Raw genomic sequence first — 26,938 nt, forward strand, 5'->3', positions numbered from 1 at the left:
TGTCTATCCCGCCTTCTTGCTCTCGTCGCCCCTGCGCTTGCGTGGCGCCCTGGCCTCCTTGTCCGGTTCCTCCACAGTTGGCGCCATCAGGCCGCTGAAAACAAGCTCGTGCGTCACATAGGCCGGTTTTTCCTCGGCGATGATGCGCTCGATGAGCCTCGCGAAGCCCAGCGCGGCCCCCGGGGCGAGGACGCGGATGTGGAAGGGGACGGGCTGTCCGCGAGCATCGGCGACATGTTCGTCGACACTGAACCCCTCGATGCCCGTGGCCTGTTCGAGGAACTTCCGCAACCCCTCGGAGGTGCCGCGCAGGCGCGACAGCTCGGGCGCGGCGCGGATGAGCTTCCGCAGCTGCGCCGTGCCCGGCGCGAAGCGGGGGCCCCGGCCGGCTGGCGCGCCGGAATATTTGTTGCGGTCGAAGAACCGTTCGAGATCGACGCAGCGCGCCAGCAGATAGACGAACCGGTCCTCGGCGCGATCCACCGAGAGGTTGTCGGGCAGCCGCTCGACCGCCCGTTCGACGGGCGAGAGCAGCGCCTCCATCGCGGCGATCAGCGCGTCGAGCGGCGACCGCCCGGTCAGCGTGCGCCGGTAAATCTCGGGCAGAAGATCCTCGATATCAGAGCGTTTCATCGACCTGCGACACCCTGATCTCGTGGCGGCCCGAGCACAGGACCCAGTTCGCGGGCAGCTTGACCTCGTTCTCGAACTCGGTCTCGGAACAGCACTGATAGCTGATGCCGAGATCGGTCGAGCGGAAGACGCCGCTCGGCCCGGCCGCGAGCACGAAGCCCTCGGTGGCGGCGATCGCGTCGACGGGGCTGAGGCGGCTGACATCGCGCAGCGGCAGGCCGCAGCTGACATCGGGCGTGCGCCAGGCGATCTCGGCCTCGTCGGGGTTCAGGCACAAGACGCCCCGCCTGAGCGAGCCGGCATAAATCGTGTGCCCGTCATGCGCGAGTGCACGGCAGCCGCCCGCCGACCAGCCCTCGCCGAAATGGGTCCAGTCGTCCTGGTCGATGCCCTTTCCCTCGAGCTGGGCGCGGTAGCAGCCGTTGCCCTCGTCCTTGCCGACCGCCGAGACGCCCGCCCAGAGATAGCGGTGCGTGGCGGTCTCCTGGATCATCAGGACGCGCACCAGTTCGCCCTTCAGGCCGACATGGCGGTAGCTGCCGGCCTCACCCGCCTCGGCCGACAGGTAGACGCCCTGTTCGGCGCTGCCGGCGACCGCCACGATCGTGCGGCCTTGGAGGTCGCGCGAGACGGCGACCGAGGTCGCTCCCATCTCGGGGTCGTCGGCGTCGACGAGGACCTGGCGCGGCGCGGCGCCGGGTTGCAGCAGGACCTCGAAGAGACCGGAGGGCGAGGCGAGGAAAAGCGACGGCACCCGGTCGCGGAAGATCCAGGCGACGCTGGAGACCTCGAACTCGAACAGGCTGACGAGCTCGAAGCTTTCGCCGCAGTCGCGCGAGACGTGGAGCCGCCACTGGTCGTCCTCTTTCGTCACCGCCGAGACGAGCCCGGCCCGGGCGGGATCGTCGCCCGCCTCGGGCGCGTAGGCGGCGACGTGCATCACCGTCTGGCCGTCGAAGCGCGAGAGCGCTTCCCAGCTGTCGCCGTTGTTGCCGGAGCGGTAGAATTCCGACCCGCTCGCGGTGTACCAGGTGTCGGCCTGGTAGGGGTCGCGGGCGAGCGTCTTGACCTCGGCATGGGGCGCATGGTCGACGACGAGGCGGATATTGGCGACACCCGCGACGCCGGGCAGGTCGCCGATCGCGCGCAGGACGTCCCAGGCAAGAAGCGGCCGGCCGAAGCCCCAGCCCGGCTTGCCCGGGCCGCGATCGAGCGGGTTGACGAGGTTCTGCAGCCGTTCGCTGATGCGGGCCTCGGCGGCGGCGCTGTCCTGGCCGGGATAGACGGTCACGTTCGCCCGGGCGAAGACGCTCTTGTAGCGCGCCCAGTTGATCAGGCAGGCGGTTCCGAGCGCGCGCCGCACGTCGAGGACACCCTGCACCTGTTCGAGGACCTGCGCCTGCTGCGCCTCGCGCAGCGACTGCACCGTCACAAGCCCGGTCGTGTCGTGCGGTTGGGGCACCAGCGAGACGTTGACGGCACCGCGCGCGCCATGGGCCCAGAGCGAGGCGTTCGCGATGGCGCGCGCCCGGTTGACGCCCGCCGCCGCGCGGCAGGCAAGTGTCTCGAAGTCGCGCGCGGTGATTGCGCGTTCGAGGGAGTGCAACTCCATAGGGCCGCGCGCCAGCGCGTTCTCGAGTGCCTCGGTCGGTCGGCCCGCCGTGGCGGCTTCAGGATTGGTCACCGAAACGCCGTCGAGCGGGGAGACGAGAACCGACAGCTTTCCCGCGGGAATGCCGCCACCGCCCTCGCCTTCGTGACGGTACCAGACGCGGATTTCCTGGCCGCGCGCAGGCACGTTGCCGAGAACAATCGGGCGGTCGCTCACCCGCCCCGCGCCCTCGCCGATCCTGAGCGCGGGCGCGAAGGCGATCTCTCCGGTGTAGCGGTTGACGGTATAGACGTTCCGGCCACGGGTCTGCTCAGAGAACCGGCTGACCTCCTGCCAAACTGAATAGGCCCTGCCCGCGTGTTCGACGGTCGTGTCGGCGGCGGTAAGCTCGGACGCCTCGGCCTCGACGGCCACGATCATGTTTTGCCCGGGCAGGTTGTCAGCGATGAGCGGGCCGTGGCGCACGGTAACGGACTGGCCCGGCTGGCCGTCGCCGCGGCCCGCGAGCTCGCCCGCGACCGACACGAAATGCGCCGCCGGCACAAGGACCTCGGTCTCGCCCGCAGGCAGCGTCGCCGGCACCAGTGTCTCGAAGACGGGAGGCCGACCGCCATCGCCGCCGCGCGGCGTCGTGACCCGCAGGCCGGCGGGCAGCTCCAGATCGGCGCCGCGCGGCGCGGCTAGGTTCAACTTCAGCACCGCCTGCGCGGCCGAGGGTGGGAAGGGGCGGACGTTCAGAAGCTCCAGGAAGGCGACATAGGCCTTCTCGGGCAACCGGTTCATCCGGTAGATCATCATCTCGGTCAGATGCGCGAAGGCTTCGACGAGGACGACGCCCGGATCGCTCGTAGAGAGGTCGGTCCAGCCGTCGCTATGCTCTCGCACGACCTGCAGCGCCTCGTCGACGAGTTCGTCAAAGGTCCTGTCGTCCACCTCCGGCATCGGCAGTACCATGGTCAACCCCCCCCTCCGGACAGATCAAAGCCGAACGACGCGCTATCCTCGATGCCGGTCCGGCGGACACGGTAGTGCAGCTCGGTCTGCATGACATGCTCCGCGTGCGGGTCGCGGTGCGCGTCGATATGGATCACCTGGACGCGCGGCTCCCACGTCGCGACGGCCTGCTCGACATAGTGCATGGCGAGCCCGTGCGTCGTCTCGTCGTTGGGCGCGAAAACCAGCCGGTGCAGGTCGCAGCCGTAGTCGGGGCGGCGCACGCGCTCGCCCGGTGTCGTGGACAGGAGCATGAGGATCGACTGGCGGATGGCGAGCATGCCGGTCGCGAGCGCCAGGCGCCCGTCGCCCGCCACGACGAGGCCCGCCTCGGGGCCCCGGTCGAGATCGGGATGGACGAAACGCAGCGCGGCGTCTGGAGCCGAAACGGGCGCCATCCGGTTACTCCCCCGCCCTGACGAGCGCCTGACCGGCGTCGCGCACCTTGTACTTGACCATGCCGGGCGGCGTGCCATCGGTCAGGCCAGACGTGTCCTCGAGACAGACGGGCGCCCCCGCGATCGTGACGAAGTCGCTCGCGCCGGTCGCCATCGGCAGGGTCGAGGTGCAGGGCTTCAGCGTCGGCCCGACATTCGGGCAGCCCGCAATCGGCCGCCCGGCTGGGTCGGGGCGGCGCAGGACCGGGCTGCCCTCGATCGTTACGAAGCCGCGCGAGGCCTTCATCGGCGCGACCCCCACGACGTGGTCGCAGGTGACGACCGCGCTTTCTGTAAGCAGGAGTTTCATAGCTTCTCGAAATCCACCTTGGCGGCGCCGATTCGGACCTCCCGGCCCGGCGCGCGGATCTGCAGGTCGGTCTCGGCGTGCAGGACCATGCCGCCGGAGGTCATCTCGACATAGCTGCCGTTCGCCGCCTCGACCCGCGTTTCGTCGCGCGCCAGCGACAGCGTCGCGCCGCCCTTCGCGCGCGCGACGATCCGGTCCTTGGCGTCGTCAAGGACGACCTCGTGGCCACCGCCCGACCGCATCAGGAGCTTGCAGCGCCGGCCGCCCGACACGCCGGTATCGTCGGGTGCCTCGCTGCCGAAGACGCCGCCGAGCACGACGCCCTGCGCCGGATCGCCGTTGACGAGCGCCACCAGAACCGTGTCGCCAAAATCCGGCAGCGCGATCACGCCCTTGTCACGGCCCGCGGCGGGCAGGAGCACCTGAAGCCAGTCCGTTTCGATATCGGCGAAGACGGGAAGCGCGACGCGCACGCGGCCGAGCCCTGACGGATCGGCGACGTCGACGACGCGGGCGGGCGTGATCTCGCCCGCCGGAGCCTGCGGCGCGGCGTCGGGCAGGCGCGTCGAGACCTCCGTGAGGAAGCCGCGCTCGCCGTCGACGGTGTGCAGGACGGAGCTGAGCACGAAGGAATGGTCGCCCGCCATCCCCGCGCCGACGAGCCGGACGGCCACGCCGGGGCCGAGACGGGCATCGCCGGTGACGGTGCCTTCGAGCGTCAGCCGGTCGGCCTCGGCGCGGTCCATCGCCGCCTGCGCCTCGGCCCCCGCCTCGCGCCGGCTTCGCCCGGTGCGCGACGCAAGGACGCGGCCGGCGCCGCCCCTACCGCCGAGAAGGCCCGGCCTCTGCGTCGGCGCGGGCGCGGCGGCGCTGTGGTGGGCGATGGTCGTCGGGTCCCATTGTCGCGCCTCCATCCCGCCCGGCACCGCGAGCAGGTTGTCCTCGAACCGGAACGCAAGGAGATTGTCCGCCGGGTCGAGCGGAGTGGCCCGGCCGCGCCGCTGTGCGCGCGTCACGACCAGCCGGTTGCCGTCCAGGAAGAACCACAGGCCCGCCCGCGCGGCGATGTCGCGCAGGAAGTCGAGGTCGCTCTGCCGCGTCTGGGCCGTCCGGGGCAGGACCGGACCGTCGTCCCTGACATCGGTGGCAAGACCGTGCCGGCCGGCGATATCCGCGATGATCTCGCCGGCCGTCATGTCGGAGAACATGGTCATGGTCTGTGCGCCGCGCAGCCGGTGGAGCGCGTCATGGGCGCGCAGACGCATCACTGGGGCCCCGGCGAGCGGCTTTTCGACCGCGAGCGCCGTTACCGTCCCGTCGAAGATTGCGCACCGTCCCTGTCCGACAGTGACCGTCAGCGGGGCGTCGGCCAGGATGCGCGGGCGGTCCGGCTCGAGCCGCAGGGTGATCTCGCAGAGCGCCGGCGCGGAGAGCTCGCGGCGAACCCGCATGTCCGATACCAGCCCCGACAGATCCGACCGCGCCAGGCCCGATCCGCAGCGGACCGCAAGGGCGGGTATGTCGCGAATGATGGTCATGACTCGGCCCGAAGTTCCTTGCGTACGGGGATCTTCAGCGCGATCCCGGGCGCGAGCATGTCCGGACTGCGGATGTCGTTCGCGTCCGCGATGACCCGCCACAGCCCCGCATCCCCGTAGTAACGCTCCGCCAGCAGGTCGAGCCGGTCGGCCGACCGCGCCGCATCGTCGCCCGCCGGCGGCGCGGTTGTGTGGATCTTGGGCGCCGCCCCGCCCGCCTCAGCGCCCTTCGCCTCGGCGATCCTGAGCGGCTGGCGCCGCGCCGCCGCGCCGGGCCGGGCCTGGGCGTCTTCTTCGCCCGGCACCACGAGCAGCCGCAGCCGCAGCCAGGACCGGCGCGGCACGCCCGAGGCATCGAACGCCTCGAGCCGCTCGGCGACGCTGCGGACCACGGCCCGGACGTTCCATGTCTTGCCCCAGACGAAGCGGATATAGGGCGGCCGGCGCACACCACCCGGCGGCGCGTCGGTGTTTTCCGAAAGCTCCCAAATCGGCCGCGTATGGTCGCGGACATCACCCGACACGACGGTGGAGCCGAGCCTCAGCGAGACGTCGAAGACAAGGTCGAGGTCAAGTTCCGAATAGCCGCCACCGGTGAAAAGCGCCGAGCCGCGCCGCGTCCCCCGGTCGCCGACCGAGCCGGTCGAGAAGGTTTCGAGGTCGATCCCGGCGAGGCGGCGAAAAACGAGGCTTTCGGGGTTTAGCATGCAGCTGAGCCGCGTGTTCGTCCGTTCGACCAGGAATGCCACGCGCTCCATCTCAGCTTCTCTGCTCCCTGATCAGCGCGGCGAGGCGGTCGCGCTGGTCCGCGACGGCCTCGGGCGTCGCCCTCCGGACGATACCGGCGGGAAGGTCGGGCCAGCGGTCGGAGCCCCAGTCGGCGCCGGGCCGGTCGGGCGCGGGGCCGGTCGGGCGAAGGGGCGTCGACGCGGCGGAGCGGCGATCCGACGGCGGCAGCCCCGGCGGGGCAGCGGGCGCGCCGTCTTCGGAAGGTTCGGCCTGGCTTGGCGCGGGGCGCGGCGCGGGCGGCAGGTCGGACCATGCGAGGGTCGGGCGCGGAAACTGCGCGGGAGGCGGGGCGGCGGGACGTTCGGCGACGGTTGGCGGCGGGCGGTCCCTCGCCTCGCGGGACGGCAGCAGGAGCCGGCCGGCGCCGGTTTGCTGTCTGGCCCGACCTTCCTCGCGCGCGGACCCGCGCGCGTCGGAGGCCGGTGACGGTCGCCTGCGTGGCGCATCGGTGTCGCGGGCCGGAATCTCCGCCGCCGCATCGTGTTTCCGGCCGCTCGTAAGGCCCGGCGCACGCTCCTCCTGCCGCCCTGTGGCCAGGGCGGCCGTCTCGGAACCCTCGGCGTCCGCGTCGTCCAGGAGTTGCGGCGCGTGTTTCCTGACCAGCTGCAGCCAGTGCTCCGGCGGCCTGCCCCCGTGTCGTCCGGCGGGCAGGTCCGCCGCAGCGGTCCCGAGACGGTCGGCGAGCCGCGAAAGCGCGCCGGCCGCCGACCTCAGAAGCCGCGCAAAGGGGCCCGCGACGGAGCCGGGACCTGCGCTGCTGCGCCGGTCACGCACGCTCGATCCCCTCGCAGACGAGGGTCAGCGTTTCGATGGCCGAGGCGTTGCTGAGCGCGTCGAACTCGGCGCCGCGCCACGCGGTCGGCCAAGCATCGGTCAGGTTCCAGCGGGCCTGTTCCTGACCGCCGGGCCGCGTCAGGATGATCGAGATGTGCCGCCGTTCGACGCTGCCGGAGGCGGCAGTCTGCATCCAGTCCCACAGGTCGCGCGATTCCGACAGGCCCCATTTCAGCGTGATGTTGCCGTATTTCGCGCGACCGGCGAGCTTGCGCACAGCGGGCCCACCGCCGCCCTCGCGGTAGTCGATCGCCTCGACCTCGACACTGAGACCTGTCACTTCGGTGAAGTAGCCGACCGGCCCCTCCCCCAGATCGAGAATGAAGTTGTACGCGCGATAGATCTCACGGTCCGGCATGGTGCGCCCCTATCCCTGGTCCTCATCCGGGCGGATCATGCCCAGACGAAAGACGATGAATTCCGCCGGCTTCACGGGCGCGATGCCGATCTCGGTGATGAGCCGTCCGGCGTCGATCGATTCAGGTGTGTTGGTCTCGTCGTCGCAGCGCACGAAGAACGCCTGTTCGGGCGTCTCGCCCAGAAGCGCGCCCTGCCGCCACAGGAGCGTGAGGAAGGCGCGCACGTTCCGCTCGACGCTTTTCCAGAGGGTCATGTCGTTCGGCTCGAAGACCGTCCAGCGCGTGCCCTCCTCGATCGATTCCTTGATCATGTTGACCAGCCGGCGGACGTTGATGTAGCGCCACTCGCTGGCCTCATCGGCGAGCGTCCGGGCGCCCCAGACGCGGATGCCGGAGGTCGGGAAGAAGCGGATAACGTTCACGCCCGCCTTGTTCAGTTCGCCCTGCTCGGCCCGCGACACGAGCTTCTTGAGGCCGAGCGCACCGCGCACCGTCTCGTTCGCGGGCGGCTTGTGGACGCCGCGCTTGGCGTCCGTTCGGGCGTAGATCCCGGCGATGTGGCCCGAGGGCGCGGCGTCAAGCGTCCGGGACGGGTCGAACGGATCGCGCACGATCAAGTGCGGAAAGTAGACCGCGCCGTAGCCATCTTCCGACGACCGCGGGCGGAACCCCGAACCGCCGCCCGAGGCGCTGGCGACCTTCTTCAGCGCCTCCAGATCCTCGGCATCGGCCGGAAAATCGAGGATGGCGACCCGGTCACCGAGCTTTTCGCAATGGATCAGGACCGCCTCATAGGCCGCCGCATCGCCCTGCCCCGGGGCGCAGACGATCGCGATCTCGTCGAAGGCCTCGAGCGCCTCGAGCCCGCCGGCCAGATCGGCTTCGGTGCCAGTGTTCACGATGAAGCAGCGGCCGCCCCCGTTGAGGAAGAAGCCCTGGACCGCCACGGCGAGGTCGTTCGACGTGCTGTCGGCCTCGGCATAGTCGGCGACGAACTGGGACCAGTTGTGGCAGGGCCGCGGCTTGCCGACATGCGCCCCCGCCCGGGGCGCGGCGCCGAGAAAGGCCGCCGTGCTCGTCCCCACCATTCCGATCGGCTTCGCGCCGGTCGACACTTCTTCGACATAGACGCCGGGAGTCTGATAATTGGACATGATCACGCTTCTTTCGGGCTGAATTCGACTTTGACGGGCGATTCGGAGAGGTCGATCTGAAGGGTCTGGCTGCGGCCCCGCGCCTCGATCAGGAGCGTGCTCCGACCGGGCCGCACGGCGATGCCCTCGAACGCGAAGAGGCCGCGATCATCGGTGCGGGTCGAACGGCGAAGCTCGGGCAGCGTCACCTTGGCGCGGGCGAGCCCGGCCGGGCCCGGGCCGATCACCTGCCCGGCGAGCCGGCCGAAGGGCGCGAGCTCGATCTCGGTCGGCTGGGTGACCGGCACGCCGGCGCGCGCAGGCAGCTGCGGCTCGATCGGGACGTTCAGGAACAGGCCGGCGCGGGGCGCGACGCCGAAGGCCCGCCAGACCGCAACGTCGATCGCCGCGAACTCGGCGTCGATCCCGGCATCGGCCAGCGCGGCCTCGGTCACCTGCCCCAGCGCCCGGTGCCCGGCCGCGGAATCGGGAGCGGCCGTCGTCACGAGATAGCGCGCCGTCAGCGCCGCGCGGGCGGTCGCCGCGTGCGACCTCGGATGCGTCGGCAGAAGGTCCATCAGATGCAGGAAGATGGTCGCCTTCCCGGCCTCGGCGACCGGCGGGCCGATCACGATATCCGCCTCGACACCGACCTGCCTCAGCCAGCCCTCAAGCCGTTCGGTCGCTGCGTCGATCATCGTGCAGACCCAAATGCCCTACGAGAAATGCGTTCCGCTGACGCTAGCGTCAACTATTTGGCCGATCAAGAATATTGTTCTACGTTCGATTCCGGAAAGGCGAGTCGGTGGGAAAGATTACCCACGGGATCATTGAATTCGATTGCTTTTATTCGGGAGGTTGGAAATGAAAGTGCACTTTGTCCTGAACAAGGTCACCAAGACTTTCGCGGTCGTGCTGAGGGACCTGGCGGCGCACCGCAAGGCCGGGAAGGCCAACGAGAAGCCTGCGATCCACGACCGGGTGGCAGAGGCCCTGAACAGCGCGGTCTGCATGCACGGCGACGCCGACATGGTGTTCGAGCAGAGAAGGGGCGACGACAACAACTGGACCAAGCAGGATCTGGCGAAGGCCGTGATGCCCGAGGTCTACAAGGGCCTGATGAAGATCGCCCAATACCTCGACACGCTGAAGAACAACCTCGTGGGGCTCAACATCACCACGGACAAGGAGCTTGAAGAAGCTATCCGCAAGTTCATGGATAACGACAAGGATGCGAGCGCGGCGAAGGCATTTCTCAAGAAAATCTACCTGCAGGACAACGGCAAGCTCCGCTATCCCACGATGGCGGAGATCAATGCGCGCACCGACACGTTCCTGCCGCGCCTGCGCGACTCCCTTGAGGCCGCACGTCGCCGGGCCAAGGCCGAGGCGGAGGAGCGAGCGAAACAGGCGGCGTCCAGTTCGTCGGAACAGGCGCCGCAGGCGGTCTACGGAAGCGGCCCGCCGGCGATCGACGCGGATTATGCCATCCCGCCGGCGCCGGCCCAGTTGTACGGCCAGGTGCCCCAGCTTGACTACGACAGCGTCAACGCGCCGCTGAACTGATGCAATCTGACGCGCGTGCGTTGGGCCAGGGACATTAGTTGGTTTTTTAAGCTTAAGGGGAAGCCGCCGCTAAATAGACTATGAGCTGTAGAGTAGGGTACTTCGTGATCAGGGCTGTTTCCGGAGCTGGGTGATTGATATCCAACTTCGGATTGCGGGTGCCATGTTCTTGCCGGAGATTTCCGCTTCCAGATGCCACTGCATCGTCGGGGCCAGAAACAAGACACAGTGTGGCCGAACTTCTTTGGCCTGACCGATCGGACAGGGGGCAAGCCATGAAGAAGATCCGCTGTGCGATCTATACCCGCAAGAGTTTGGAGGATGGGCTCGAACAGGAGTTCAACTCGCTCCATGCGCAGCGGGAGGCATGCGCGGCGTGTATCGCCAGCCAGAAGGCCGAAGGCTGGGTGCTGATGCCAACGCAGTACGATGATGGCGGAATCTCGGGCGGTACACTCGACCGCCCCGCGATGCAGCAGCTTCTCGCGGATGTCGATGCGGGAGCGGTGGACCGGGTTGTGGTCTGCAAGATCGACCGGCTGACCGGGTCGCTTGCCGACTTCGCCAAGATCGTCGAGCGGCTGGATGCGGCAGGCGCCTCCTTCGTCTCGGTCACCCCGAGCTTCAACACCGCGACCAGCATGGGGCGGCTGACGCTCAACATGCTTCTCTCCTTCGCCCAGTTCGAGCGCGAAGTCACGGCAGAGCGCATCCGCGACAAGATCGCGGCTTCGAAGCGCAAGGGCCTCTGGATGGGAGGCTACGTCCCCTTGGGCTACGACGCGGACGGGCGCACGCTTCGGATCAACGTCGATGAGGCAAAGACATTCCGGGCGCTTTACGATCTCTACCGCGAACACGGCACGATCCGGGCGCTGAAGGAGGAAGTGAAACGTCTGGGGCTTCGGTCGAAACTCAGAACCGCGGCGGACGGGCGGATGCAGGGCGGTCAGTCTTTCGGCCGCGGCCATATCCATCACATCCTCGCGAACCCGCTCTATGCCGGACGCATCCGCCACAAGCGTCAGATCCATGACGGCCAGCACTCGGCGATCATCGAGCCCGATCTCTGGGAGGCGGTCCAAATGCAGCTGACCGCAGAGGCACGCAAGCTCCGCACGCGGAAGGCGGCAGACACCAGGTCACCGCTCTGCGGAAAACTCTTCGAGACCGGCGACAGGCTCACGCCCTCGCATTCGAAGACCCGGGCGGGGACAAGGTTGCGGTACTACATCTCTCACCGGCTGGTCACGCGGAGCGGTGAGGCCGGCGTAACCGGATGGCGTCTGCCTGCGGAGGAGCTGGAGAAGCGGATCGAGGCGATCGTCCGAGGCCTGCTTACCGATGCAACACTGGCCGGGCGCCTGGTCAGTGCCCCAGACGCGGATGAGATTGTGCGCCTGCGGGTCGCGCTGGATGGCTTGAAGCGGAACACAAGCAAAGCCGAGCTCCTGGAACTGGTCGAGCGCGTCGACATCGCGCCCGGCAATCTGAGACTTGCGCTCGATGCGGATGCGATCGCCCAACGTCTGCCGATAGGCGCGGATCGCGTCGATGCCGATGCGCTCAGGACATCCGTCCCGTTCCGGCTGCGCAAGCGCGGGGTGGAGACGAAGCTGGTGCTGGCCGATGCACCCGCCGGGTGCGCTGATACGCTGATCCGCAACATTGCGCAGGCACACAACTGGTTCGACCAGGTGAAAGCGGGGCGCAGCTTTGACGAGATCGCCGAGGCGGAAGGCACTTCCAAACGGCGCGTCCAGCAGATGATCAATCTCGCCTTTCTCGCGCCGGACATCGTCCGGGATGTTCTCGACGGCAAACAGCCGCTCGGGTTTACCTCCGATTGGTGCAAGAACCATCCGCTTCCCTCGGATTGGGACGCCCAGCGCCGCGTGGTTGCGACACTCTGATCGACCCTCTCCACACCTCGCACCGCGAAATAGCCAAACGCAGACTTCTGCCAATCTGCGACCGAATTTGCGGTTCCATCGTGGTCTGCGCATACGACCCCTCCGCGCAAGCCACGGAAAACGCGTCACTATCCGAGGTGAACTTCGCACCGTCTCGATCGGGCGGAGTGGGTGGCTGGGGCGGTAGGATTCGAACCTACGGTGCGCGGTACCAAAAACCGGTGCCTTACCACTTGGCTACGCCCCAACGGAGGGCGTGATACCCAAGGCCGCGGCGTGCCGCAAGTGAAAATCGGCCGATTGGGCGCCCGTTGCGATACAGGTCGATTTGGATGTGCTCAGCTCGATCTTCGCCGCCGCGGCCACTCGTTCGGTGCCATTGGTGCCGCCTCGTCCACGCGGCCGCGCCAAACTTGCGCGTCTGCGGGACGGATGCTCGCGCAGTCTCGGGGCATGCCGTCAGATGCGAACCGGGTCAGCCTTGGCGATCCGGTCGAGCGCCATGAGCACTTCGAGCAGGTGCGGCATTTCGTCAAGCGGGATCATGTTGGGTCCGTCGGACGGTGCCCTTTCGGGATCCTCGTGCGTCTCGACGAAAACCCCAGCGATCCCGAGGCTCGCGGCGGCCCGCGCCATTACCGGTGCGAATTCCCGTTGACCTCCCGACGCCTCGCCAAGTCCGCCGGGCTGCTGCACGGAATGGGTTGCATCCATGATCACCGGATAGCCCGACTTCGCCATGGTCGGCAGGGCGCGCATGTCGGCGACGAGCGTATTGTATCCGAAGGAAACGCCGCGCTCCGTCAGGAGAATGCGGGTGTTACCCGTGCTTTCGACCTTGCCGGCGACATTGGCCATGTCCCAGGGCGCAAGAAACTGGCCCTTCTTGATGTTTACGGCGCAGCCCGTCTCACCCGCAGCCAGAAGCAGGTCGGTCTGGCGGCACAGAAAGGCCGGAATCTGGATCACGTCGACCACTGCGCCCGCGATGCGCGCCTGCTCCGGGTCATGGATGTCTGTCAGGACCGGGATGCCCGTCGCGTCGCGCAAGTCCCCAAGCATCTTCAGTCCCGCCTCGATCCCGAGGCCACGCCTGCCAGACAGGGATGTCCGGTTTGCCTTGTCGTAGCTGGCCTTGAAGATGTATTGCGCGCCCGCCGCGGCGCATGCTTCCGCCATGGTCCCCGCGATCATCTGCGCATGATCGGCGCTTTCAAGCTGGCACGGGCCAGCGATCAAGGTCAGTGGCCGGTCGTTGCCGACAGTCAGCCCGCCGATCGTCACGTCCTTCATTGCGATCATCGTTTCGTCCTCAGGACGTCGCCTGTTCGCGCAGGATGGACGCGGTCAGCGACAGCATGAGGTAAATGCCACCGAAGATGAGGAAGGCCAAGAGCGTGTTTTCGAATGCGCGCGGATATGTCGGTTCGTCCGGGGCCACTGGGCTTACGCTCGTTTCCAAGTAGCGCACCTGCCTGTTGGCCTCTATCCGCGCAGTTTCAAGCTGCTGGAGGGCCTGGCTCAGCATCAATTGGCGGGTTTCCAGATCGGCCTCTGCAATTCTCAGCCGCCCGGTGATCTGCGCCAGCGACGCCTCTCCGTTCATGCTGTTCGTGAGCTGCGACCTGAGCTCTGCGATCAGCGCCTCAAGCCGCCGGATATCGCCCCGTGTTGCATCCACGCGGGCCTGGTTCGGCCGGGTATTGTCGAGAAGCTGGCGTAACTCTAGGCGCTTCTTCTGAAGTTCAACCTCGAACGTTCCGACTTGGCTCATGACAGAACTTTGCTCGGTCAGCGGGTCCAAGATCCCAAGTTCTTCCTGGAGCGCCAGCACATGCTGCTGAGCTTCCAGAACCTTGACTTCGGCGTCCTCGTAGCTTGCTCGAGCCCCCTGCATCTGGTCCTCGCGCAGCCTTTGCGACAACTGGTCAACCTGTTGTTCGGCATAGCCGAGCAGCGCCTCGGAGAAATTCTGGCTGACCGCAGGATCGGCGGCAATGACCTCCATCTTGATCAGGCCTTCAGTCGGGTCGTAGCCGATCCGGACGTTGCGCTTGTAAAGCTTGTAGGCCGTCTCGTTCGTTGCTTCGGGTTCGAGCCGCTGCAGCGGATCGATGAAACCCTGCGAGAAATGCTGCTTGAAGCCCAAGTCATGATCGAGCCTGAGCATCGCATCGCGCGACTGCAGATAGCCTTGCACCGCGATCGAATCCTGTGACGTCGCGAATTGGGTGCCGCGGAACATCGAGCCGATCCCGCTCGACGCGCTCTCGGCCTGCTGAATGACAAACTCGGACGTCGTCGCATAGAGTGGCGTCGCCAACCTGAAGAAGTACCAGCCCGCGAGAGCCGTCGGGAAGATCACGAAAACTGCGAGCCGCGAGAGAAGCAGGAAGAATGCGAGTCGCCGACGTCGCACGATATCACGCTGGATCTGGATGATCTCCTGCGCGCGCTGGGCTTCGTTGGGCGGCACTGCGGGTAGTTTCGGCCTATTCACCACCGTTTGGGGCAGCTGGGCTTTCGAGTCGACATCAGCGCCGCGCCTGTTCTCGATCAGCTTCAAAACGGCGGAGGGCTGGAAGGGGTCGATTCCCTCGCGTCTGAGCAGAACGACGGCCTCGTGATCGGACGACGCGTCGACACCGTTCTTCTGGGCGACGCGCCTGGCGGTGCGCAGCTGTCGGCCGCTGAGACCCTCAGCCTTGACGGCCGCAACCTCATTGTCGATCGCTCTCTCGGCCTGGTCAGTCGAAGTCGGGGCCGCGGTTGGATAGCGCGTGTCGCCGAAGCCGTCCTCGGACTGGTCGGACGCGACAAGATCTTCGCCCTCTGCCTGCGGCGCTGCGGCGGCGCCGGGCGCCTTGCGGATGCGGAATTTGCTAGCTTTGGGTGGCGTAGTCATACATCCGTTTCGCTTCTTCGAGGGTGTTGAACATGCGCAGCTGGCCGTTGTGAAGAACTGCGGCCGAACGACAGAACTTTTCGAGCGTTGCAGCCTGGTGTGAGACAACGACAACGGTCGACGTCTTCAGCCGATCGCGTAGAATGGACCCAGCCTTGCGGTTGAACTCCACATCCGTGGTGGATGGCATGCCTTCGTCGATCAGGTAGATGTCGAACTCCATCGCGAGCAGGAGCGAAAAGGTAAACCGCGACTTCATGCCGGCACTGTAGGTTCCGACCGGCATGTCGAAATATTCCTCGATCCCACAGAGCCAGCGGCTGAATGCCTCTACATAGTCGGGGTCGAGCCCGTAGAGCCGTGCGATGAAGCGCGCGTTCTCGCGGCCGGAATGCTTCTGGACGACGCCGCCCATGAATCCGAGGGGAAAGGACACGCGGCACGTCTTGCGGATGCTGCCTTCGTCGGGCTTCTCGAGCCCGGCCATCATGTTGACAATTGTCGTCTTGCCTGTCCCGTTCGGGGCAAGGATTCCCAGCGAATTGCCAAGCTCGATACGGAAGGAAGCGCGGTCAAGGATCACCTTGCGCTGCTTGCCTGTCCAGAAGGACTTGCTCACATTGTCGAATTCGAGCATCCCTTTGCCCTGGCGCTGCCCTTGCTGCCTCTCATGCCCTTAGCGGACCATCGTTAACATATACGCTACAATCACATCTTGCCCGCATTATGGCGGAGCAGTGCAGGAATTCACACCTTGGACGGCGGCTTTCACAGCCAGGTCGTCCCCGCAGGTCAGGCAGGCACCTTTTCGACCCGGCAGAGCTTGCCTGCGATGATCGAGAGGAGTGCTGCTCCGAAGGAGAAAAGCGCGCCCATCTTCGCGGCATCCTGAACAGGTCCGCTCGGGAAGGCGACGGAGGCCACGAATAGCGCGACGGTGAAGCCGATGGCGGCGACGAAACCAATCACCACGAGATCGATGGATCGCATGCCCTGTGGCAAGCCCAACCGCATTGGGTATGCAGCGAACCACCCGAAGAGGAAGATGCCCACTGGCTTTCCGACAATCAGGCCGAGAAGCACAAGCCAGGTCGGCTCCGAGATCGCGCTGAACTCGACGCCCGCGTTCAGCAGCCCGAAGAAGAAGAGGACAATCTCAACCGGATGTTTCAGGTGGTGCTCGATCCAGTTCAAGAGGTCTGTGAGATACTGCTCCGCCTCCGCGAAGATGCCGAAGGCGCGGTCGGCATGGGGGATCGTCGGCACGATCGGCAGCAGGCCGAGCGCCGGGTGGATACCCGATTCCTGAAAGCCGTACCAGCTAAGACATCCGGCGACGAGGTAGGGCCAAAACGCCAGTTTCTGCCGCACCCAGGTCGAATTTGGTCGGAGCTGGTTGCCGCGGTCGAGCCGCCGGGGCAGCCAGTTGAAGAGCAGGAAGACTACGAAGGCGGCGCCGAAGGACAGAATCAGCCATTCCGGCGCAAGCTCTCCGGAAGGGTAGAAGACGGCGAGGATGATCAGTCCTGCCGCGTCATCGGCGATGGCCAGAAGTAGCAGGAACCGGATCGCCGGGTGACCCGCGCCAAAGACCAGGCGGCCAATGAGGTAGGAAAACGCGATGTCGGTCGCTGTCGGGATCGCCCAGCCGCGGCTCACGGTTTCATAGACACCGAGCACGGCGGCGAGGCCGAGATAGACGGCTATAGGGCCGAACATTCCGCCCGCCGTGGCGATCAGCGGCGTCATCGCCTTGCGCCCTCTCAGACTTCCGTTCTCTAGGATGATCGCCTCCCACACCTCCTTCGCAGCGATGGCGAAGAAGAAGGCCATGAAGACGTCGTTGACGAGGTAGTGCAGCGTCAGCGTGCGTGTGATATGGCCGCCTTCCTCGTGCGCGTGGCCGATGAAGAAGTGGTCGACGATCACGAAATCCACGAAGTGGTGATAGCTACCCGCGTCGATGTTCGCCCAGACGAGCGCGATGAGAGCGCCGGCGATGAGGAGGAGCGAATAATTGGTGACGTAGTTCCAGACGCGATACATTCGGCTCCCCCCGGCAAATCGTCTTTGTTTGGATAGTTGAAAGCCCAATCGGGGGCAACCCGGATGGGTCTGCGGGAGCGATTGCCGAAGGACGGGCGCAGCTTTAGAGTTGCCGGATGCAAGACCAGTTAGATGAGCTTGGCGCGGAAATCGGGCGTTGTCAGCTTTGCGCGACTGATTTTGCCGCGACCGCCACAAGACATGAGCCGCGCCCGGTTGTATGGTTCAACCCCTCGGCGCGCGTTCTCATCGCAGGCCAAGCCCCCGGCGCGAGGGTCCACCATTCCGGCCGACCATTTACGGATCCGTCCGGCGACCGGCTGCGCGTCTGGCTCGGGCTCGACGAAGATGGCTTCTACGATCGCGCGTCTGTGGCGATTGTGCCGATGGCCTTCTGTTTTCCCGGCTATGATGATCGCGGCTCGGATCTGCCGCCTCCCCGCCGCTGCGCCGATCATTGGCGCGCGCGCGTGATGCAGAACCTGGCGCGGGTGCGGATCACCTTTCTCGTCGGGGCTCATGCGCATCGCTGGCATCTAGGCGCCGCCGCCGTGAAGGGAGGCGTCACCGCGACCGTCGCCCGCTGGTGCGACCATGCGCCTTCGGTATTTCCCTTGCCGCACCCGTCGTGGCGCAATACCGGATGGTTGAAACGCAACCCATGGTTCGAGGCCGAGCTTCTGCCAGTAGCTCGAGCGCGATTGGCGGAGGTGTTGGAAAGTGACTGAAACGGAGCTTGACGCGGCCCATCGTTCGATGACCGCCGCGCCCGAAGACCCTGCGGCGCGACTGCGCTATTATGAAAGGCTCGCGGATACGGAGCTGTTCCTCCTCCTCGCTGCCGAGCCGGAGGGCGACATGGTCTCGCCACGCATCTTCGCATTGGAGGATGGCGACTTCGCGCTTGCTTTCGATCTCGAGGAAAGACTTGCGGACTTCGTCGGTATGCCCGTCCCTTACGCGGCTTTGCCCGGCCGCGCGGCGGCGCGTGCGCTGGCAGGGCAAGACGTCGGTCTCGCCCTAAATCTCGGTGATGCGGCCTGCGCCCAACTGCTGCCCGCCGAGGCGCTGGCATGGCTGGCCGGGGCACTCGACCACATTCCGGAGGCGGCCGAAGTCCTGCCTACCGAATTTTTCGCGCCGCGCGATCTGCCAAGGGCCCTTTTTTCCGCAATCGACCGTCGACTGTCTCGGCTGGCGGGAATCGCAACGCGGGCCTTTCTCGTTGGCACTGCGGGATTGGATGGCACAGTTAGCCACCTGCTGGCATTCGAAGGCGCCCGCGCAAGTGAGGAGCCGGTGCTCGCGAAGGCGATAGCAGAGGCGGTGACGTTTTCCGGCCTCGAGTCAAGTTGTTTGGATGTTACGTTCCTCTCGACCGACGATCCCGCGCTGGCGCAGATTGCCGCGGTCGCGGTCTGCTTCGAACTTCCCGAAATTCCGGCACTGCCAACGCGCTCGGCAACGGTGAACGCGCCCGGAATGGACCCCGCGCACCCGCCGCGGCTGCGTTGATCTCAGTAGCCCTGCCTGCGATCGACCAGATAGAGAAATGATTCGCCGGCTTCTCCGCGCCGAATGTTCTCGGCGATCACACGCGACGCGCTGGATCCGCGTGTCTCGGACGCGATATGCGGCGTCACGGTGATCTTGGGATGTTGCCAGAACGGGTGGGACGGCGGCAACGGTTCTTCGCGAAAGACATCGAGAGTCGCATGGCCGATTTGCCCCGCATCGAGTGCGGCGAGCAGCGCATCGTCGTCGATCAGCGCCCCACGGCCGGGATTGATGATAATGGCGCCCCTTGGCATCGAAGCTATCCGATCGGCGTTCAGGATGGTGTCGGTCTCGGCGGTCAGCGGCAACAGCAGGACCGCAATTTCAGCCCGCGAAAGAACGTGGCGCAGCCCCTCCTCTTTGGCGTGGCAGTCTAAACCCGGCACGGCCTTCGCGGTGCGGCTCCACCCCATGACAGGGAAGCCGAGCCCTGCCAGCGCTCGCCCGCATGCCCGGCCGAGCTCGCCCAGCCCAAGGATTGCCACCGGTCTCTCGCTGGCGATCGGTGGCGCGATACCTCCCCGCCAGATGCCATTCTGGCCGAGAATATGGACGTCCATGCCAAGATGGTGGCGCAGCACATGTCCTGTCACCCACTCCACCATTCCGGCCGTCAGGGCGGGGTCAACCATACGGCAAAGAGGCTGGGTCAGCGTGGCATTGCCGACAATGTTTTCGACCCCCGCCCAAAGGTTCAAAACCGCCTTTGCGTTCCTGTATGGTCGAAAGTCCTCGATCGGTCCGCCGGGGGCGAAGACGATGTAGTCGGCCTCTTCAGGCGTCGCGTCCAGTACGACGCGGGCATTCACCCCGGCCTCGGCGATCGCTGCGGAAAGGTGGTCGCGGTAGTCCGGCCAGCGGTCCTCGCCCGCTGCGAAGAATACGGTCACGGACATCATTTACCTCGGCCTGTGGATGTGGGCGCTTTGCACAAGGCCGAAGGCGCCGAGAAGGATTATCATCGCCGTCCCGCCGTAGGAGACTAGTGGAAGCGGCACGCCCACGACCGGAATAAGGCCGGTGACCATCGACATGTTAACCATGAAGAACAGAAAGAACGTACCTGCGATTCCGAAGGTCAGGAGCGCCGAAAAGCGGTCACGGTTTGACAGCGCCGACATGATACAGAACAGCAGAATCAGTACGTAAAGGGCTAGGAGTGAGAACGCGCCAATAAATCCGAACTCCTCCGCCAGAGTCGTAAAGATAAAATCGGTGTGCTTTTCGGGCAGAAAGTTCAGCCGCGATTGGGAGCCTTGCATGAAGCCCTTGCCGGCCCAGCCCCCCGAACCGAGCGCGATCTGAGCTTGCGTGATATTGTAGCCGGCGCCGAGCGGATCGGTGCTGGGGTCGAGGAAGGTATCGATCCGTCGGAACTGGTAGTCCTCGATCAACTGCCAGGATGTGCCGCGGCTTTCGAAGACCCCGTAAATCAGTGCTACAGACAGCGCGACCACGGTTCCGAAATACCACAGGCTCACGCCGGCCAGAAACATCACCAGCCCGCCGCCCGCCAGCAGCAGGACGGCCGTGCCAAGATCGGGCTGCTTCAGCACCAGAAAGGTCGGAACGAGGATCAGGACGATCGGGATCAGCACCCAGAGCGGGTGCGAGACTTTCTTGATATCTAGCCAGTCGTAGTAGGCGGCAAGCATCATCACCAGCGCCACCTTCATCAGTTCTGACGGCTGCAGGCGCAAGGGTCCGAACTCGATCCAGCGTTGCGCGCCCATCCCGATGGAGCCGAAGAACTCGACCGCAACGAGCAGGAGGATCGCGCTGAGATAGGCGAGCGCCGAGACGTTTCGCCAGAACCAGATCGGGACGAACCCGATCAGAAGCATTGCGACGAGGCCGACTGCGAAACGCTTCATCTGCGGTTCCGCCCAGATCTCGGGCCGCCCGCCGGCGACGGAGTAGAGCATCAGGAACCCGACCGAGGCGACGGCGGCCAGCAGCAGCACGAGCGGCCAGTTCACGTAGAAGATCTTCTTAAGCCCGGTGGGAACGGTCTTGACGTGATACTCAAGGTAACTCATGCGCGCGACCTGCCTCCCTTGGGCGCGTCAGGTGCGATCAGATTAAGCCGCTCGCGCTCTGACTCGATCCGAACCCGCTGGCTCTCGGGATAGGCGGTGAGCGGCGGCAGCCCTCCGTGAAGCGCCTGGAGAACGATGTCGCGCGCGATCGGCGCCGCAGCGGCCGAGCCGCCACCGCCATGTTCCACGACAACTGAGACCGCGACCTGGGGCGCGTCGACCGGCGCATAGCAGACGAAAAGCGCGTGGTCCCGCCGCTCCCATGGCAAATCCTCGTTGCGTGTTACGCCGCGCGCCCGTTCGGCGGCGGTGATGTTGCGAACCTGGCTGGTGCCGGTCTTGCCCGCCATGCGCATCGCGTCGTCTACGATCCGAGAGCCGTAGGCGGTGCCGCGGCGCGAGTTCGAGACGTCGAACATCCCCCGCCGCACCGCCGCGAGATGGGCGTTGTTCAACCCAAGTGGCAGTGCTTCGGGTAAGGGCACATCCTGTCCGTCGATGGCCCGCACGAGACGCGGAGTTACCGCAAGCCCCGACGCGATTCGCGCGCTCATTACGGCGAGCTGAAGCGGGGAGGCGAGGACATAGCCCTGGCCGATTCCGGAATTCAGCGTGTCGCCGACCCTCCAGTCCTCGCCGTACTTCCTGAGCTTCCAGTCCTTGTCGGGCGCCAGCCCCTCGCTCACGGCCGACATCGGCAGATCGAATCGGGCGCCAATTCCGAGTCGGCGCGCCATCGCGGCGATGGCGTCGATTCCCACCCGCTGAGCCACCTCGTAGTAAAACACATCGCAGGACTGTTGGAGGCTTTCATTCAGGTCGACGTGTCCGTGACCGGCGCGCTTCCAACAATGGAAGCGGCGCGTGCCGAGCTTGACGAATCCGCGGCAATAGAAGGTATCCTGGGTGCCGATCACGCCCGCCTCGAGCGCAGCGAGCGCCACGACCATCTTGAAGGTCGATCCCGGCGGATAGGCGCCCTGCACCGACTTATCGGCCAGCGGACGGCGGATGTTTTCCGTCAGCGCACGGTAATCGACCGCGGTAATGCCGCGAACGAAGAGGTTCGGATCGAAACTGGGCGCCGAGTTGATTGCGAGGATGTCGCCGTTTCGCACGTCCATCACGACCGCAGCGGCGCTGTCCTCTCCAAGCCGGGCCTGAATGTAGTTCTGAAGATGCCGGTCCACTGTCAACTGGACATCGGCGCCAGGATCGCCTTCCTTGCGGCCCAGTTCGCGCATGACGCGGCCGGTCGAGCTAACCTCGATCCGCCTTGTGCCGGCGGTGCCACGAAGCTCTGATTCCAGCTTCGCCTCAACTCCGATCTTGCCGATCTGGAATCGCGGGATTTGCAAGAGCGGGTCTGGGTCGTCGAGCTTGGACAGGTCATAGTCGCTGACCGGGCCGACATAGCCCAGCATATGGGCGAAATCGGCGCCGAGCGGATAGTAGCGTGAAAGCCCGACCTCTGTCGTCACGCCGGGAAGCGCGGGGGCATTGACCGCGACTCGGCTGAACTCTTCCCAACTCAGCCGGTCGGCCACAGTGATCGGCAGAGTCGGGCTTCGGCGCGCGATTTCCTTCTTCGCGCGATCCAGATCCTCGTCCGACAAAGGCACGAGCTGCGAAAGCCGCGAGAGGACTTCGTCGGTGTCGCCCGCATCCTCGCGTGTGATCGTGATGCGGTAGTTCTGCTCGTTTCCGGCGATCACTGCGCCTTTGCGGTCGTGGATCAGCCCGCGCGCCGGTGGAAGAAGCCGGATCTTGATGCTGTTCTCTTCGGCCAGAAGGCGGAATTCGTCAGCCTGATCGAGCTGCAGATAGCGCATGCGAAACACCAGGGTTCCAACAAACACGCCCTGGACGGAGGCCATTAGAAGCCCCCGCCGACTAATACGACGATAGCTTTCCTGTGTGTCCCGGGGAGCGCGCTTCATAGTCGATGTCCCAAGGCATCGACCTCGCCCTTGGCCGCGCGGCGAAGACCGATGACGAACAGTGTGAACAGAACCACCATCGGATAGGCGGCGATCGTTGCCAGCGCGCGAAGGATCGTGGGACCGAATTCTGCCTGTGGCACAATGAAAATCGCGAGCATAACCCAATGGATCAACGTCATGGCCATAACCAGCCCGCCGATCATCGCCCAGTCGAGCGCGAAGGGCAAATCGCGCAGCGTCACCTCGCGAGATCGAAGGAACTCGGTCCCCATAAGGACGATCAGGGGCCATGGGCCGGGTGGCCGCATCGTCAGGAAGTCCTCAAGAAGGAAGACACAAACGATCAGCGCGGCAGGTACGTAGTCAGGCCGCCGGCGGATCCAGACGAAGGTCAGACAGAGAATGAGGTCGGGCCCCGGAATCCGCGACGGGACCATGTCGAGAGGCAGAAGCCGGAGGAACAATATCGCGAGCGCAAGAGCCACGAACAAGGCGCGGTGCGCAACGCGTGACGCGGCAATCGGGTCAACCATCGCCGCCGCCTCGCGCCGGTGGGAACTCAGGCTCGATACGCGGCGGATCGGGCGGCGGGATCAGGTCGCCGGCTTCAGAGATCTGTTCCACTGCGTGGCTGCGCAATACGCGCAGGAAGCTCAACCGCTCGTAGTCGGCCGAGAGGCGAACCCTGAGGCGCTGATCGGTGCCAAGCTCAACCTGCCCGACCAGAAGTCCCGCGGGGAAAACGCCGCCGTCGCCGGACGAGATCACGCGGTCGCCCGGTCGCACCAACTCCGGCGATTCTACGAATTCGACCGGCGGGGCGGGGCTGTTGTCGCCGACAAGCATCGCTTTCTGGCCCGAGGGCTGGATCGTGACCGGAATGCGGCTGGAACTGTCTGTCAACAGGATGACGCGCGCAGTGGTCTGTCCGACGCCCGAAATTCGTCCGACTAGGCCGAGCCCGTCCATCGTCGCCCAGCCATCGACGATGCCGTCGCGCGCACCGACGTTTAGAAGGACCGATTGTCGGAAGGGCGAGCCGCTGTCGGCCAGAACCACGCCCGAAACCGAGGTCAGCTTCGGGTCGAGCCGAACCTGGTTCTGCGCCAGGAGCTTTGCGTTCTGCTGTTCGAGTTGGACGGCAGCTTCTTTCCAAGCTTTCATCTGCTGCAGTTCGCGACGCAGTTCCTGGTTTTGTTCGTAGAGGCTCGCGTAGGACTGAAAGCCTTTGACCATGTCTACAAGCTTGGTCACTGGGACCATCGCCCAGTCCATGTTTGGCACGACGCTGTCGATGAAGGCCGCACGGAAACGCTCCACGCGCGGACTATCGATACGCCAGATCAGGAAGATCGTGGTCAGGCAGACGATGAGCACCGCAATCAATATGCGGCGCACCGGGCTCTTGAAGTCGACGTCGGCTTTACGGTCTCGTGCCACGGCGGCCTCGCGGTCGGGGCGCTGGGCTTAAGGCTCAGCTTTCGTAATCTATCACATGACGGAGCTGTTTTTCGTACTCCAGCGCCTTTCCCGTGCCGAGAGCCACGCAACTCATCGACTGGTCCGCGATGGAAATCGACAACCCTGTCTGCTCCCGCAGCGCCAAGTCCAGTTCGCCCAGAAGCGCGCCGCCGCCGGTGAGCATCACGCCCCGGTCTACGATATCGGCCGCGAGATCTGGCGGGGTCGCTTCAAGCGCAATCATCACCGCCTCGCAGATCTGTTGGACGGGTTCTGCAAGCGCCTCGGCGACTTGGGCCTGATTGATCTCGGTTTCCTTCGGCACGCCGTTCAGAAGATCACGGCCACGGATCTGCATCGACGCGCCACGCCCGTCGTCGGGCATCCGCGCGGTGCCGATCGAGGTCTTGATCCGTTCCGCGGTCGATTCCCCGATCAGCAGGTTTTGCTGACGCCGCAGGTGGCTGATGATCGCCTCGTCCATCCGGTCGCCGCCGACGCGCACCGAACGCGCATAGACGATGTCACCAAGCGACAGCACCGCGACCTCGGTTGTGCCGCCGCCGATATCGACAACCATGGAACCGGTCGGGTCGGTGATCGGCATGCCGGCCCCAATGGCCGCCGCGATGGGTTCGGCGATCAGCCCGGCGCGCCGGGCGCCAGCGGAAAGGACGGATTGCCGGATTGCGCGCTTCTCGACCGGGGTCGCACCGTGCGGCACGCAAACGATGATTTTCGGCTTTGAGAACGTGGTGCGCTTGTGGACCTTGCGAATGAAGTGCTTGATCATCTCTTCCGCAACATCGAAGTCGGCGATCACGCCCTCGCGCATCGGCCGGATTGCCTCGATCGAACCCGGCGTGCGGCCGAGCATCAGCTTCGCGTCTTCGCCGACGGCGAGAACCTGCTTCTTGCCGTCCTTGACGTGGTAGGCCACGACCGAGGGTTCATTGAGGATGATGCCCTTGCCCTTCACGTAGACGAGCGTGTTCGCCGTCCCGAGGTCGATCGCCATGTCGGACGAAAAAAGCCCACCCCAGCTTGCCATATCGTAATCCCGTTACCCAACAGAGTCCGGCCCGCGACTCGCATGTCGCAGGCCGGTGCTTCTTATAGGCGTCTCCGCCCGGCGACGAAAGGGTTATCACCACCGGCCCGGGCGGGTTTCTGCTGACTTTACATAATCGAACATATTAAGCCAGAGTCTCTGACAAAAATGGAAGAAAATATCACGAAACCGATTTAAGCTCATCCTCAGGCTTCGTCTTGGCGCGCCGCCAGATAAGATTGTTGAGCGCACTGACATAGGCCTTGGCGCTCGCCACCACCGTGTCAGTGTCCGAAGACTGGCCCGTCACGATCTTGCCGTCCTCTTCCAGACGCACCGATACCGTTGCTTGCGCGTCGGTTCCTTCCGTCACCGCATGAACCTGAAACAGCGCAAGCCGGGCATCGTGCGGGAAAAGCTTCTTTATCGCATTGAAAGTCGCGTCCACCGGGCCATCCCCCTGGGCGGTGACTTGGTGGTCCACGCCGTCGATCGTGAGAATCAGGTCGGCGGACTGAGGTGCCTCGGTGCCGCAAATGACCCGCAGGAACTTCACCTGAAGCTGGTCCCCGGCCGCCTCGGACGCGCTGTCGGTCATCAGCGCGATCAGGTCGTCATCATAGACTTCCTTCTTGCGGTCGGCGAGCGCCTTGAACCGGACGAAGACGTCGTTCAGCTGGTTGTCGGCCAGATCGTAGCCCAAATCTTTCAGCTTAGCGCGCAGCGCCGCGCGGCCTGAGTGCTTGCCCATCACGAGGTTCGTTGCGGCGAGGCCGATATCCTCTGGCCGCATGATTTCGAACGTTTCTGCGTTCTTCAACATGCCGTCCTGGTGGATGCCGCTTTCATGCGCGAACGCGTTCTTGCCGACGATGGCCTTGTTGAACTGCACCGGGAAGCCCGACACGGCGGCGACGCGGCGCGAGATGTTCATGATCTTGGTCGTGTCGATGCCGGTGCGGTAGGGCATGATGTCGTTGCGGACCTTGAGCGCCATCACGACCTCTTCGAGCGCCGTGTTGCCCGCGCGTTCGCCGAGCCCGTTGATAGTGCACTCGATCTGGCGCGCTCCCGCCTCGACCGCCGCCAGCGCGTTCGCCGTCGCCATGCCGAGATCGTTGTGGCAATGGGTCGCGAAGGTCACCTCGTCTGCTCCCGGCACTTTTTCGACCAGCATTCGGATCAGGTCGGCGGATTCACGCGGCGCGGTATAGCCCACTGTGTCAGGGATGTTGATCGTTGTGGCGCCCGCCTTGATGGCGATCTCGACGACGCGGCAGAGGTAGTCATGCTCCGTGCGCGTCGCGTCCATCGGCGACCACTGGACGTTATCGCAGAGATTGCGCGCGTGTGTCACGGTGTCGTGGATGCGCTCGGCCATTTCATCCATGTTCAGGTTCGGGATGGCGCGGTGGAGCGGCGAGGTTCCGATGAAGGTGTGGATGCGCGGCCGCTTCGCGTGTTTCACCGCCTCCCAGCAGCGGTCGATATCCTTGATTTGCGCCCGCGCGAGGCCGCAGATCACCGCGTTCTGCGCCTGCTCCGCGATCGCGGTCACAGCCTCGAAATCGCCTTCCGACGCGATCGGAAAGCCCGCCTCGATGATGTCGACGCCCATCTCATCGAGCATTTCCGCGATTTCGAGCTTTTCCTCGTGCGTCATCGTAGCGCCGGGCGATTGTTCGCCGTCGCGCAATGTGGTGTCGAATATCACCACGCGGTCTTGCTTGGTCTTGTCGGTCATTGTCCTGATCTCGCTTTGTGTTCCTTAGCTTTGCCTGGCGCTGATCACCTCTGAGCGGTCGCGCCGAACGGCACG

The 26,938-nt window shown here is 65.4% G+C and carries 25 protein-coding genes and 1 tRNA gene; 4 read left to right on the plus strand and 22 right to left on the minus strand.

The window, feature by feature from the left end; genetic code table 11:
• Nucleotides 1–3: 3 nt before the first annotated feature.
• The 10 genes from DEA8626_RS16490 to DEA8626_RS21135 are packed head-to-tail and all read right to left on the minus strand — an operon-like array spanning nt 4 to nt 9,336.
• Nucleotides 4–633, minus strand: a complete 630-nt coding sequence (locus DEA8626_RS16490; protein WP_181366495.1) for a phage tail protein — start codon at nt 631–633, stop codon at nt 4–6.
• Entirely contained in the window at nt 620–3,205 is a 2,586-nt protein-coding gene (locus DEA8626_RS21130; RefSeq protein WP_181366496.1) for a baseplate J/gp47 family protein, read from the minus strand. The genes DEA8626_RS16490 and DEA8626_RS21130 overlap by 14 nt, the downstream gene beginning before the upstream one ends.
• Nucleotides 3,202–3,636 carry a GPW/gp25 family protein gene (locus DEA8626_RS16495; RefSeq protein ID WP_181366497.1) on the minus strand — a complete coding sequence of 145 codons (435 nt, stop codon included), beginning with the start codon at nt 3,634–3,636 and terminating at the stop codon, nt 3,202–3,204. The genes DEA8626_RS21130 and DEA8626_RS16495 overlap by 4 nt, the downstream gene beginning before the upstream one ends.
• 4 nt (nt 3,637–3,640) lie before the next feature.
• Complete coding sequence (locus DEA8626_RS16500; protein WP_108854318.1) at nt 3,641–3,985, minus strand: hypothetical protein; 345 nt, start codon at nt 3,983–3,985, stop codon at nt 3,641–3,643.
• Entirely contained in the window at nt 3,982–5,523 is a 1,542-nt protein-coding gene (locus DEA8626_RS16505) for a contractile injection system protein, VgrG/Pvc8 family (RefSeq protein WP_108854319.1), read from the minus strand. The genes DEA8626_RS16500 and DEA8626_RS16505 overlap by 4 nt, the downstream gene beginning before the upstream one ends.
• On the minus strand, nt 5,520–6,281 hold the full coding sequence (locus DEA8626_RS16510; protein ID WP_108854320.1) for a CIS tube protein: 762 nt from the start codon (nt 6,279–6,281) through the stop codon (nt 5,520–5,522). Before DEA8626_RS16510 ends, DEA8626_RS16505 begins: the two co-directional genes overlap by 4 nt.
• Before the next feature lies 1 nt (nt 6,282).
• Nucleotides 6,283–7,086 (minus strand): hypothetical protein, encoded by an 804-nt coding sequence (locus tag DEA8626_RS16515; protein WP_108854321.1) that lies wholly within the window; start codon nt 7,084–7,086, stop codon nt 6,283–6,285.
• Nucleotides 7,079–7,504: a phage tail protein gene (locus DEA8626_RS16520; RefSeq protein WP_108854322.1), complete on the minus strand. Its 426-nt coding sequence runs from the start codon at nt 7,502–7,504 to the stop codon at nt 7,079–7,081. The genes DEA8626_RS16515 and DEA8626_RS16520 overlap by 8 nt, the downstream gene beginning before the upstream one ends.
• Nucleotides 7,505–7,513: 9 nt before the next feature.
• Nucleotides 7,514–8,659, minus strand: a complete 1,146-nt coding sequence (locus DEA8626_RS16525) for a phage tail sheath family protein (RefSeq protein ID WP_108854323.1) — start codon at nt 8,657–8,659, stop codon at nt 7,514–7,516.
• Nucleotides 8,660–8,661: 2 nt separating this feature from the next.
• Nucleotides 8,662–9,336, minus strand: coding sequence for a carboxypeptidase-like regulatory domain-containing protein (locus DEA8626_RS21135; RefSeq protein ID WP_181366498.1), 675 nt, complete (start codon nt 9,334–9,336; stop codon nt 8,662–8,664).
• Between the two features lie 166 nt (nt 9,337–9,502).
• Here DEA8626_RS21135 and DEA8626_RS16535 point away from each other — a divergent pair, with 166 nt between their 5' ends.
• Both DEA8626_RS16535 and DEA8626_RS16540 read left to right on the plus strand, forming a co-directional pair.
• Nucleotides 9,503–10,204, plus strand: a complete 702-nt coding sequence (locus tag DEA8626_RS16535) for a hypothetical protein (protein WP_108854324.1) — start codon at nt 9,503–9,505, stop codon at nt 10,202–10,204.
• Nucleotides 10,205–10,479: 275 nt separating this feature from the next.
• Nucleotides 10,480–12,117 carry a recombinase family protein gene (locus DEA8626_RS16540; protein WP_108854325.1) on the plus strand — a complete coding sequence of 546 codons (1,638 nt, stop codon included), beginning with the start codon at nt 10,480–10,482 and terminating at the stop codon, nt 12,115–12,117.
• A gap of 172 nt (nt 12,118–12,289) precedes the next feature.
• Here DEA8626_RS16540 and DEA8626_RS16545 read toward each other — a convergent pair.
• From DEA8626_RS16545 to DEA8626_RS16565, 5 genes are all read right to left on the minus strand, one after another.
• Nucleotides 12,290–12,364, minus strand: a tRNA-Gln gene (locus DEA8626_RS16545).
• 212 nt (nt 12,365–12,576) lie between these two features.
• A complete protein-coding gene (gene kdsA, locus DEA8626_RS16550; protein ID WP_108854673.1) occupies nt 12,577–13,410 on the minus strand; it encodes a 3-deoxy-8-phosphooctulonate synthase in 834 nt (277 codons plus the stop codon).
• 19 nt (nt 13,411–13,429) lie between these two features.
• Complete coding sequence (locus tag DEA8626_RS16555) at nt 13,430–15,022, minus strand: KpsE/RkpR family capsule polysaccharide export protein (RefSeq protein ID WP_108854326.1); 1,593 nt, start codon at nt 15,020–15,022, stop codon at nt 13,430–13,432.
• Complete coding sequence (locus tag DEA8626_RS16560; RefSeq protein ID WP_108854327.1) at nt 15,000–15,659, minus strand: ABC transporter ATP-binding protein; 660 nt, start codon at nt 15,657–15,659, stop codon at nt 15,000–15,002. Before DEA8626_RS16560 ends, DEA8626_RS16555 begins: the two co-directional genes overlap by 23 nt.
• Before the next feature lie 155 nt (nt 15,660–15,814).
• Nucleotides 15,815–17,068, minus strand: a complete 1,254-nt coding sequence (locus DEA8626_RS16565; protein ID WP_108854328.1) for a Na+/H+ antiporter NhaA — start codon at nt 17,066–17,068, stop codon at nt 15,815–15,817.
• A gap of 116 nt (nt 17,069–17,184) precedes the next feature.
• Here DEA8626_RS16565 and DEA8626_RS16570 point away from each other — a divergent pair, with 116 nt between their 5' ends.
• Entirely contained in the window at nt 17,185–17,796 is a 612-nt protein-coding gene (locus DEA8626_RS16570) for a uracil-DNA glycosylase family protein (protein ID WP_108854329.1), read from the plus strand.
• Between the two features lie 28 nt (nt 17,797–17,824).
• Nucleotides 17,825–18,583 carry an SseB family protein gene (locus tag DEA8626_RS16575; RefSeq protein ID WP_108854674.1) on the plus strand — a complete coding sequence of 253 codons (759 nt, stop codon included), beginning with the start codon at nt 17,825–17,827 and terminating at the stop codon, nt 18,581–18,583.
• 2 nt (nt 18,584–18,585) lie between these two features.
• Here the strand turns inward: DEA8626_RS16575 and DEA8626_RS16580 are convergent, their stop codons facing one another.
• The 7 genes from DEA8626_RS16580 to DEA8626_RS16610 form a co-directional block, all read right to left on the minus strand.
• Complete coding sequence (locus DEA8626_RS16580; RefSeq protein ID WP_108854675.1) at nt 18,586–19,521, minus strand: 2-hydroxyacid dehydrogenase; 936 nt, start codon at nt 19,519–19,521, stop codon at nt 18,586–18,588.
• 3 nt (nt 19,522–19,524) lie between these two features.
• Nucleotides 19,525–20,664 (minus strand): rod shape-determining protein RodA, encoded by a 1,140-nt coding sequence (rodA, locus tag DEA8626_RS16585; RefSeq protein WP_108854330.1) that lies wholly within the window; start codon nt 20,662–20,664, stop codon nt 19,525–19,527.
• On the minus strand, nt 20,661–22,604 hold the full coding sequence (mrdA, locus tag DEA8626_RS16590; protein WP_108854331.1) for a penicillin-binding protein 2: 1,944 nt from the start codon (nt 22,602–22,604) through the stop codon (nt 20,661–20,663). The genes rodA and mrdA overlap by 4 nt, the downstream gene beginning before the upstream one ends.
• A complete protein-coding gene (locus tag DEA8626_RS16595; RefSeq protein ID WP_108854332.1) occupies nt 22,601–23,140 on the minus strand; it encodes a rod shape-determining protein MreD in 540 nt (179 codons plus the stop codon). The genes mrdA and DEA8626_RS16595 overlap by 4 nt, the downstream gene beginning before the upstream one ends.
• On the minus strand, nt 23,133–24,047 hold the full coding sequence (mreC, locus tag DEA8626_RS16600; protein WP_108854333.1) for a rod shape-determining protein MreC: 915 nt from the start codon (nt 24,045–24,047) through the stop codon (nt 23,133–23,135). The genes DEA8626_RS16595 and mreC overlap by 8 nt, the downstream gene beginning before the upstream one ends.
• Nucleotides 24,048–24,081: 34 nt before the next feature.
• A complete protein-coding gene (locus DEA8626_RS16605; protein WP_108854334.1) occupies nt 24,082–25,119 on the minus strand; it encodes a rod shape-determining protein in 1,038 nt (345 codons plus the stop codon).
• A gap of 181 nt (nt 25,120–25,300) precedes the next feature.
• Nucleotides 25,301–26,863 carry a 2-isopropylmalate synthase gene (locus DEA8626_RS16610; RefSeq protein ID WP_108854335.1) on the minus strand — a complete coding sequence of 521 codons (1,563 nt, stop codon included), beginning with the start codon at nt 26,861–26,863 and terminating at the stop codon, nt 25,301–25,303.
• Between the last annotated feature and the right edge of the window lie 75 nt (nt 26,864–26,938).

The sequence above is a fragment of the Defluviimonas aquaemixtae genome (assembly GCF_900302475.1).
Taxonomy (GTDB): domain Bacteria; phylum Pseudomonadota; class Alphaproteobacteria; order Rhodobacterales; family Rhodobacteraceae; genus Albidovulum; species Albidovulum aquaemixtae.